7 protein-coding genes and 1 riboswitch are annotated in these 9,374 nt (G+C 75.0%); of the genes, 6 read left to right on the top strand and 1 reads right to left on the bottom strand.

All coding sequences use genetic code 11. The features are described 5' to 3' along the window. Positions 1-151 precede the first annotated feature (151 nt). A riboswitch (cobalamin riboswitch) is annotated at positions 152-291 on the top strand. 34 nt (positions 292-325) lie between these two features. The 5 genes from ACZ4XX_RS28035 to ACZ4XX_RS28015 are packed head-to-tail and all read left to right on the top strand — an operon-like array spanning position 326 to position 6,947. Next, positions 326-1,315 carry a cobalamin biosynthesis protein gene (locus ACZ4XX_RS28035; RefSeq protein ID WP_468510649.1) on the top strand — a complete coding sequence of 330 codons (990 nt, stop codon included), beginning with the start codon at positions 326-328 and terminating at the stop codon, positions 1,313-1,315. After that, a complete protein-coding gene (locus tag ACZ4XX_RS28030) occupies positions 1,312-2,859 on the top strand; it encodes a cobyric acid synthase (RefSeq protein WP_468510648.1) in 1,548 nt (515 codons plus the stop codon). Before ACZ4XX_RS28035 ends, ACZ4XX_RS28030 begins: the two co-directional genes overlap by 4 nt. Positions 2,860-2,914: 55 nt before the next feature. Then, positions 2,915-4,987 (top strand): putative cobaltochelatase, encoded by a 2,073-nt coding sequence (locus tag ACZ4XX_RS28025; protein ID WP_468510647.1) that lies wholly within the window; start codon positions 2,915-2,917, stop codon positions 4,985-4,987. Further along, positions 4,987-5,595: a cob(I)yrinic acid a,c-diamide adenosyltransferase gene (gene cobO / locus ACZ4XX_RS28020; RefSeq protein ID WP_468510646.1), complete on the top strand. Its 609-nt coding sequence runs from the start codon at positions 4,987-4,989 to the stop codon at positions 5,593-5,595. The genes ACZ4XX_RS28025 and cobO overlap by 1 nt, the downstream gene beginning before the upstream one ends. Further along, positions 5,589-6,947, top strand: a complete 1,359-nt coding sequence (locus ACZ4XX_RS28015; protein WP_468510645.1) for a cobyrinate a,c-diamide synthase — start codon at positions 5,589-5,591, stop codon at positions 6,945-6,947. Before cobO ends, ACZ4XX_RS28015 begins: the two co-directional genes overlap by 7 nt. Before the next feature lie 2 nt (positions 6,948-6,949). Here ACZ4XX_RS28015 and ACZ4XX_RS28010 read toward each other — a convergent pair whose 3' ends face one another. Then, positions 6,950-7,678, bottom strand: a complete 729-nt coding sequence (locus ACZ4XX_RS28010; protein WP_468510644.1) for a ZIP family metal transporter — start codon at positions 7,676-7,678, stop codon at positions 6,950-6,952. A 21-nt stretch (positions 7,679-7,699) separates the two neighbouring features. On the opposite strand from ACZ4XX_RS28010, the gene cobC reads away from it, so the two are divergent. Continuing rightward, positions 7,700-9,256, top strand: a complete 1,557-nt coding sequence (cobC, locus tag ACZ4XX_RS28005) for an Rv2231c family pyridoxal phosphate-dependent protein CobC (RefSeq protein ID WP_468510643.1) — start codon at positions 7,700-7,702, stop codon at positions 9,254-9,256. The last annotated feature ends 118 nt before the right edge of the window (positions 9,257-9,374 follow it).

Raw genomic sequence — 9,374 nt, 5'->3', positions numbered from 1 at the left:
CGCCCCCCCCTCCCCCCCCCCCCCCCCCCCCCCCCCCCCACCCCCCCCCCCCCTCCTCCCCCCCCCCCCCCCCCCCCCCCCCCCCCCCCCCGCCGCCGTGTTTGTGGTGCTTCGCACAGTGACCCGATGCAGGTCAAGGGTGAGTTGACGGCTGTTCTCGGGCCGTGGTGGACTGCCGAGGCCATTACGGCGGCAGCAGAGGAAGTCCGGTGCGAATCCGGCGCGGTCCCGCCACTGTGACCGGATCCGAAGGGTCCGGGAGTCAGGAACTCTCGCCGCCGGTCACGTCGATCCAGGGCGCGGACCCTGAGTGAGGACATGCGCCATGCCCGGCCGCATCAGAACCAGCCGCCTTTCCCCGAACGGATTCGCGTACGGAGCGGCCGCGGGTCTCGCCGTCGATCTGCTCATCGGCGATCCCCGCCGCGGACATCCCGTCGCCGCCTTCGGCCGGGCGGCCGCCGCGGTCGAGAACCGCCTCCACCACGACCACCGCGGCTGGGGTGCCCTGCACACCGCCGTCTGCGCCGGCTCCACCGTCGCCCTCGGAGCGCTCGCCGCCCGGGCCGTACGGAACCGGCCGGCCGCCGCCGTCGCCCTGACCGCCGCCTCCGTGTGGGCCGTCGTCGGCGGAACGACCCTGGGCCGGGAGGCCCGCGCGATCGGCGGCGCGCTCGCCGCCGGGGACCTGGACGTCGCCCGGGAGCGGCTGCCGCATCTCTGCGGGCGCGACCCGCAGTCCCTCGACGGCCCCGCGATGGCCCGCGCGGTCGTCGAGTCCGTCGCCGAGAACACCTCCGACGCCGTGGTCGGCGCCCTCTTCTGGGGCGCGGTCGCGGGCGTGCCGGGCCTCGTCGGCTTCCGGGCCGTCAACACCCTCGACGCGATGGTCGGCCACAGATCGCCGCGTCACCGCCGCTTCGGCTGGGCCTCGGCCCGGCTCGACGACGTGGCGGGCTGGCCCGGGGCCCGGCTGACGGCCGTCCTCGCGACCGTCGCCGGCGGAGACCCGCGCGGTGCCCTGAACGCCTGGCGGGCCGACGCGGCGAAGCACCCCAGTCCCAACGCGGGCCCCGTCGAGGCCTCCTTCGCGGGCGCCCTCGGCATACGCCTCGGGGGCACCCTGTCGTACGGCGGCCGGGTCGAGCACCGGCCGGTGCTCAACGGGGCGGGGCGGGCCGTCGAGGTGGCCGACATCGACCGGGCCGTGCGCCTGTCGCGCCGGGTCACCGGACTCACTCTGGCCGCCTGTGTGGGCGGCCGGCTGATCATCGGCGCGCTGGCCGCGTCGACCCGGAAGCGGAGGAACGCATGAGGGGTGGGGGACTGCTCGTCGCCGGGACCACGTCCGACGCCGGCAAGAGCGTCGTGACGGCCGGCATCTGCCGCTGGCTGGTCCGCAAGGGACTGAAGGTGGCGCCGTTCAAGGGGCAGAACATGTCCCTCAACTCCTTCGTGACCCGCGAGGGCGCCGAGATCGGGCGCGCCCAGGCCATGCAGGCGCAGGCCGCCCGCGTCGAGCCGACCGCGCTCATGAACCCGGTGCTCCTCAAGCCGGGCAGCGACCGCTCCAGCCAGGTCGTCCTGATGGGCAAGCCGGTCGGTGAGCTGAGCGCCCGCGGGTTCTTCGGGGGGCCCGGGGGGTCGTCCCCCGGGAACGCGCTGCACGGCGGGCGGCAGCAGGAACTGTTCGAGCCGGTGATGGCGTGCCTGGAGGAACTCCGGAGCATGTACGACGCCGTGATCTGCGAGGGCGCCGGCAGCCCGGCCGAGATCAACCTGCGGCGCACCGACATCGTGAACATGGGCATCGCGCGGGCTGCGCGGCTGCCCGTCGTCGTGGTCGGCGACATCGACCGGGGCGGGGTCTTCGCCCAGTTCTTCGGCACGACGGCACTGCTCGCGCCCGAGGACCAGGAGCTGATCGCGGGCTACCTCGTGAACAAGTTCCGCGGTGACGTGACCCTGCTCGAACCGGGCCTGGACATGCTGCACGGGCTCACCGGGCGGCGGACCTTCGGCGTCCTGCCGTACGCCCACGGGCTCGGCATCGACGAGGAGGACGGCCTCCGGGTCTCGCTGCGGGGTGCGGTGCGTGAGTCCGTCGTCGCGCCGCCGGTCGGTGAGGACGTGCTGCGGGTCGCCGTCTGCGCGGTGCCGCTGATGTCCAACTTCACGGACGTGGACGCGCTGGCCGCCGAGCCGGGTGTCGTCGTGCGGTTCGTCGACCGGGCCGAGGAGCTCGTCGACGCGGACCTGGTCGTGGTCCCGGGGACGCGCGGCACGGTCAAGGCGCTCGCCTGGCTGCGGGAGCGCGGGCTCGCCGACGCGCTGGCGCGGCGGGCCGCCGAGGGCCGTCCGGTGCTCGGCATCTGCGGCGGCTTCCAGGTGCTCGGCGAGCACATCGAGGACGAGGTCGAGTCGCGGGCCGGGGCCGTCGACGGGCTCGGGCTGCTGCCCGTACGGGTGCGGTTCGCGCGCGAGAAGACGCTCGCCCGGCCGGTGGGCTCGGCGCTCGGGGAACACGTCGAGGGGTACGAGATCCACCACGGCGTCGCCGACGTACGGGGCGGGGAGCCGTTCCTCGACGGCTGCCGGGTGGGGTCCGTCTGGGGTACGCACTGGCACGGCTCCCTGGAGAGCGACGGATTCCGGCGGGCGTTCCTGCGGGAGGTCGCGACGGCGGCCGGACGGCGCTTCGTGCCGGCGCCGGACACGTCGTTCGGGGCTCTGCGGGAGGAGCAGCTGGACCGGCTCGGCGACCTGATCGAGGAGCACGCGGACACGGACGCGTTGCTGCGGCTGATCGAGGAGGGGGCTCCGGCGGGGCTGCCGTTCGTGCCGCCGGGTGCGCCGTGACGCGGGGCCGTCCTTCCGGACATCAGCGAATCGAACTCGAGGAAAGGACCACCCGATGAGCACCCGGTATCCGTTCACCGCCGTCGTCGGCATGGACGACCTGCGGCTCGCGCTGCTGCTGAACGCCGTCAGCCCGGCCGTCGGCGGTGTGCTCGTGCGGGGTGAGAAGGGCACCGCCAAGTCCACCGCCGTGCGGGCGCTCGCCGAGCTGCTGCCCGCCGTACCCGTGGTCGCGGGCTGCCGGTTCAGCTGCGACCCGGCCTCGCCCGACCCCGGCTGCCCCGACGGCCCGCACGGGACGGCGCCGGGCACCGAGCGGCCCGCGCGGATGGTCGAGCTGCCCGTCGGCGCCTCCGAGGACCGGCTCGTCGGCTCCCTCGACATCGAGAAGGCGCTCAGCGAGGGCGTCAAGGCCTTCGAGCCCGGGCTCCTCGCCTCCGCCCACCGCGGGATTCTCTACGTCGACGAGGTCAACCTGCTCAGCGACCACCTCATCGACCATCTGCTGGACGCCGCCGCCATGGGGTCCTCCTACGTCGAGCGCGAGGGGGTCTCCGTACGGCACGCCGCCCGCTTCCTGCTCGTCGGGACCATGAACCCCGAGGAGGGCGAGCTGCGGCCCCAGCTCCTCGACCGGTTCGGGCTGACCGTCGAGGTCGCCGCGTCGCGCGACCCGCAGCAGCGCGTCGAGGTGGTCCGGCGGCGGCTCGCCTTCGAGGACGACCCCGCCGCCTTCGCCGACCGCTGGGCCGCGGACGAGGCCGCGCTGCGCGAACGGATCGTCACCGCCCGGGCGTTGCTGCCCCAGGTGACGCTCGGCGACGCCGTGCTGCTCCAGATCGCCGCCACGTGCGCCGCCTTCGAGGTCGACGGCATGCGCGCCGACATCGTCATGGCCCGCACCGCGACCGCGCTCGCCGCCTGGGCCGGGCGCACCGAGGTCACCTCCGAGGACGTCCGGCAGGCCGCCCTCCTCGCCCTCCCGCACCGGCGGCGCCGCTCCCCCTTCGACGCTCCCGGTCTCGACGAGGACAAGCTCGACGAGACCCTGGAGGAGTTCAGGGGCGAGGACCAGCAGCCGGACGAGGACCCCGAGCCCGACGGCCCCGGTGACGGGGGTCCGGGTGACGGCGGTCCCGGTGGGGGTGTCCCGCCGCAGGGCGACGGGCCCGCCGCCGAGAACTCCCCCGCTCCCGAGGAGACCTCCCCGCCCGCGCAGACGCCCGAGCCCGCTCCCTCTCCGGAACCCGCCCCCCAGAGCGCCGGTTCCGGTGAACGCGCCGCCGTCGCCGCCTCCGAGCCCTTCCGTACGAAGGTGCTCAGCGTTCCCGGACTCGGCGAGGGCGCGGCCGGGCGCCGCTCCCGGGCCCGTACCGAGCACGGCCGTACCACCGGATCCGTACGCCCCAGGGGCGCGCTGACCAAGCTGCACCTGGCCGCCACCGTGCAGGCCGCCGCCCCGCACCAGAAGGCCCGTGGGCGGACCGGTCCCGGGCTCGTGGTCCGCAGGGACGACCTGCGGCAGGCCACCCGGGAGGGGCGCGAGGGGAACCTGGTGCTCTTCGCCGTCGACGCCTCCGGTTCGATGGCGGCCCGGCGGCGGATGAGCGCCGTCAAGGGCGCCGTCCTCTCCCTGCTGCTCGACGCCTACCAGCGGCGCGACAAGGTCGGCCTGATCACCTTCCGGGGCCGTGACGCCGAGGTCGCGCTGCCGCCGACCTCGTCCGTGGACGCGGCCGCCGCCCGGCTGGAGAAGCTCCCGACCGGTGGCCGTACCCCGCTGTCGGCGGGTCTCCTCAAGGCCCACGACGTGCTGCGCGTCGAGCGGCTGCGGGACCCCTCGCGCCGCCCGCTGCTCGTGGTCGTCACCGACGGGCGGGCGACCGGCGGCGGGGCCGACCCGGTGGCGCTCGCCGCCCGCGCGGCGCGGCTGCACGCCGCCGACGGCACGGCGTCCGTCGTCGTCGACTGCGAGACGGGACCGGTGCGGCTCGGGCTCGCCGGGGAGCTCGCCCGTGAACTCGGCGGCACCGCCGTCACCCTGGACGAGCTGCGCGCCGACTCGATCGCCGGCCTCGTCCGGGACGTACAGGGAAACCGGAAGACCACCGCCAGGAGGGCCGCTTAATGCCGCAGGGACAGCCGACCGTCGTTCCCGACGACGGTCTCACCACCCGTCAGCGCCGCAACCGGGCACTGGTGATGGTGCACACGGGCGTCGGCAAGGGGAAGTCGACCGCCGCGTTCGGCATGGCGCTGCGCGCCTGGAACCAGGGCTGGCCGATCGGGGTGTTCCAGTTCGTGAAGTCCGCCAAGTGGAGGGTCGGCGAGGAGAACGCCCTCAAGGCGCTCGGCGAGACCGGCAAGGGCGGCACCGTCACCTGGAACAAGATGGGTGAGGGCTGGTCCTGGATCCAGCGGGAGGTCGCCGAGGGCGAGCAGTCGCACGAGGAGAAGGCCCGCGAGGGCTGGGAGCAGGTCAAGCGGGACCTCGCCGAGGAGAAGTACACGTTCTACGTCCTCGACGAGTTCGCCTACCTGCTGCACTGGGGCTGGATCGACGTCGCGGAGGTCGTCGAGGTGCTGCGCGACCGACCCGGGCACCAGCACGTCGTCATCACCGGCCGCAACGCCCCGCAGGAGCTCGTCGACTTCGCGGATCTCGTCACCGACATGTCCAAGGTCAAGCACCCGATGGACGCCGGTCAGAAGGGCCAGCGGGGCATCGAGTGGTAGCACGTCTCGTCATCGCCGCGCCCTCGTCGGGCGCGGGCAAGACCACGGTCGCGACCGGCCTGATGGCCGCGTTCGCCGGCCGTGGTCTGGCGGTCTCCCCGCACAAGGTCGGGCCGGACTACATCGACCCCGGCTACCACGCGCTCGCCACGGGGCGGCCGGGCCGCAACCTCGACGCGTACATGTGCGGTACGGGGCTGATCGCGCCGCTCTTCGAGCACGGGGCCCGCGGGTGCGACCTGGCGGTCGTCGAGGGTGTCATGGGCCTCTACGACGGGGCCGCCGACCAGGGCGAACTCGCCTCCACCGCACAGGTGTCGAAGCTGCTCAAGGCGCCGGTGGTGCTGGTCGTCGACGCGTCGTCGCAGTCGCGATCGGTGGCGGCGCTCGTGCACGGGTTCGCGTCCTGGGACCCGGAGGTGCGGATCGGGGGCGTGATCCTGAACAAGGTCGCGACGGATCGGCACGAGCATCTGCTGCGGGAGGCGCTCGGGGAGTCCGGGGTACCGGTGCTGGGTGTCCTCCGGCGGGCGCCGGCCGTGGCGACGCCTTCGCGGCACCTGGGGCTCGTGCCGGTGGCCGAGCGGCAGGCGGCGGCGGTGTCCGCCGTGGCGGCGCAGGCGGAGCAGGTGCTGGCCGGGTGCGACATGGAGGCGCTGCTGGCGCTGGCGCGGAGCGCGCCCGAGCTGCACGCCGAGGCGTGGTCGCCCGAGGTGGCGGGGCGGGTGCGGGTCGTCCGCCCACCGCGTGTGGCGGTGGCCGGCGGGGCCGCGTTCACCTTCTCCTACGCCGAACACGCCGAGCTGCTGACCGCTGCCGGGGCCGAGGTCGTCACCTTCGATCCGCTGCGGGACGAAGCCCTTCCCGAGGGGACGGACGGGCTCGTCATAGGCGGCGGGTTCCCCGAGATGTACGGCGGGCAGCTGTCCGCCAACGAGCCGTTGCGGAAGGCCGTCGCCGCGCTCGCCGCCTCGGGCGCGCCCGTCGCCGCCGAGTGCGCCGGGCTGCTGTACCTCGCGCGGTCGCTCGACGGCACCCCCATGTGCGGGGTGCTCGACGCGGACGCGCGGATGTCCGAGCGGCTCACCCTCGGGTACCGGGACGCCGTCGCCGTGAGCGACAGCGTGCTCGCGCCCGCCGGGGCGCGGATGCGGGGGCACGAGTTCCACCGGACCGTCATCGAGCCGGGCGCCGGGGCGCAGGCCGCGTGGGGGCTGCGGCAGCCCGAGCGGCGCGTCGAGGGCTTCGTGCAGCAGGGGGTGCACGCCAGCTATGTGCACACCCACTGGGCGGGGGCTCCCGAGGCGGCCGCGCGGTTCGTCGAGCGGTGCGCGGGCGGTCCGGTCGCATGAGGTCAGCCGCCGGAGACGCCCACCACGAGCCAGATGAAGCCGACGCCCCCCACCGTGCACAGCAGGGTGGAGCGGGCGGGGTGGTCGTGGTGGGCCTCCGGCAGGATCTCGGCGGCCGCCAGGTAGAGCAGGGCGCCGCCGAAGAAGCCCAGATAGCTGCCGAGGAGTTCCACCGGAAGGGTGAACAGCAGAGTGGAGGCGGCGCCGACGACGGGGGCGAGGGCGTCGGCGACGAGCATGCCGACGGCCTTGCGGCGGGCGTTCCCGTAGAGGCTGGTGATCGTGTACGTGTTGAAGCCGTCGGCGAAGTCATGGGTGATGACGGCGAGGGCGACGGTGGCGCCCATGCCGCCGCCGACCTGGAAGGCGGCGCCCAGCGCGATGCCGTCCATGAGGCTGTGACCGACCATGGCGGCGGCCGCCGTCATGCCCACCTGCGGGACCCTCTCGTCGGCCGCGACGCCGTGTGCGGCCCGGCGTACGGCGAGGAGTCGCTCCACGACATGGGCGAGGAGGAAGCCGCCGACGAAGAGCAGCAGCGCCTCCGGGACTCCGAAGACCTCGTGGCCCGCCGCCTCCAGGGCCTCGGGCAGCAGATCGAGTCCGACGACGCCGAGCATGAGTCCGCCGGCGAGGCCGAGGACGAGGTGGCGCCGGTCGGTGACGCGTCCCGCGACCCAGCCGCCGAAGAGCGTCATCAGGAACGCGCCGAGCGCGACGACTACAGCCATGGGCCTTTGGTATCGGATGGGGTGGCGTCCGCGCACCTCGGGGTCGGCGCCCGGGCCGGGGTCCCGGTGGACGAGGTCCTCGCCCTCGTCGAGGCGGTTCTGCGGGAGGCGGGGCTGACGCGTGCGGACGTCCGCTCGCTCGCCACGCTGGACGCGCGGGCGGCGGAGCCGGGGATCGCGGGGGCGGCGGAGGAGCTCGGCGTCCCGCTGCGGGCGTTCACGGCGGAGGAACTCGCGGCCGTGCCCGTACCGCATCCGTCGGCGCGGCCGCTGGCCACGACGGGCACGGCGTCGGTGGCGGAGGCGGCGGCGCTGCTCGCGGCGGGCGGGGGCGCGTCCGTCGGGCTGCTCGTACCGAAGCGGAAAACCGGGCGCGTAACGTGCGCTCTCGCCGCTTCTGTCCCGGTTCGCCCGAACGAAGACGCCCCAGGCGTACGGTTGTTGCCCCGAACTCACGGGTACATCGCTGGCGAGCCTGGCTCACCCCCCACCATCCCCACCCCCCACACGACGGCGGCCATGGACATGCATCTGCATACCGACGCCCACGACCTGCGCCACCACGGTGACGCCGAGGTACGGGACGAGAAACTCATCGATCTGGCGGTCAACGTCCGGACGAACACCCCTCCGGACTGGCTGCGGGAGCGGATCGCCGACTCCCTGACCGGCCTCGCGTCCTATCCCGACGGCCGGGCGGCGCGCGCGGCCGTGGCCGAGCGGCACGATCTGCCCTCGAACCGGGTGCTGCTCACGGCCGGCGCGGCCGAGGCGTTCGTGCTGATCGCGCGGGCGCTTCCGGTGCGGCGGCCCGTCGTGGTGCATCCGCAGTTCACCGAGCCGGAGGCGGCGCTGCGCGACGTCGGCCACGAGGTGGGCCGGGTGCTGCTGCGCGAGGAGGACGGTTTCCGGCTGGATCCGGCGGCGGTCCCCGAGGACGCGGACCTGGTGGTGATCGGGAACCCCACGAACCCCACGTCCGTGCTGCACCCCGCCGCCTCGATCGCCGCGCTCGCGAGACCCTGGCGGACCCTGGTGGTCGACGAGGCGTTCCTGGACGCGGTGCCGGGCGAGCGGGAGTCGCTGGCCGGGCGCACCGATGTGCCGGGGCTTGTGGTGCTGCGCAGCCTCACCAAGACGTGGGGGCTCGCCGGGCTGCGGATCGGGTACGTGCTGGCCGAGCCGACGACGATCGCCGCCCTGGAACGGACGCAGCCGCTGTGGCCGGTGTCGACGCCGGCCCTGGTGGCGGCGGAGGCGTGCATGTCGCGGGCGGCGCTCGCGGAGGCCGAGCACGCGGCGCACCGGATCGGGGTCGAGCGGGCCCATCTGCTCGCCGGGCTCGCGGAGTTCGACGAGGTGCGGACGGTGCCGGGGTCGGAGGGTCCCTTCGTGCTGCTGCGGATCGACGGGGCGGACGCGATCCGGGAGCGGCTGCGGTCGCTGGGCTTCGCGGCCCGCCGGGGCGACACGTTTCCGGGGCTCGACCGGAACTGGCTGCGGATCGCGGTCAGGGACCGGGTCACGACGAACCGCTTCCTCCAGGCCCTCGACCAGGCCCTGCTGATGGGCGGCTGAGCACACCGTCGGGCGGCCGGCGCGCGGCGCGCACACGGGTCCGGGGGGGGGGGGGGGGGGCCGCCCCCCCCCCCCCCCCCCCCCCCCCCCCCCCCCCCGCCCCCCCACCCCCCCCCCC

Source organism: Streptomyces sp. NPDC029956, assembly GCF_055574655.1.
Note: the sequence above shows the minus strand (reverse complement) of the source record. Positions and strands in the feature narration are given on the sequence as shown.

Bases quoted from the DNA above. Each gene is read 5' to 3' on its own strand.
- ACZ4XX_RS28035 (WP_468510649.1), top strand. From the start codon at position 326: ATGCCCGGCCGCATCAGAACCAGCCGCCTTTCCCCGAACGGATTCGCG.
- ACZ4XX_RS28030 (WP_468510648.1), top strand. From the start codon at position 1,312: ATGAGGGGTGGGGGACTGCTCGTCGCCGGGACCACGTCCGACGCCGGC.
- ACZ4XX_RS28025 (WP_468510647.1), top strand. From the start codon at position 2,915: ATGAGCACCCGGTATCCGTTCACCGCCGTCGTCGGCATGGACGACCTG.
- cobO (WP_468510646.1), top strand. From the start codon at position 4,987: ATGCCGCAGGGACAGCCGACCGTCGTTCCCGACGACGGTCTCACCACC.
- ACZ4XX_RS28010 (WP_468510644.1), bottom strand. From the start codon at position 7,678: ATGGCTGTAGTCGTCGCGCTCGGCGCGTTCCTGATGACGCTCTTCGGC.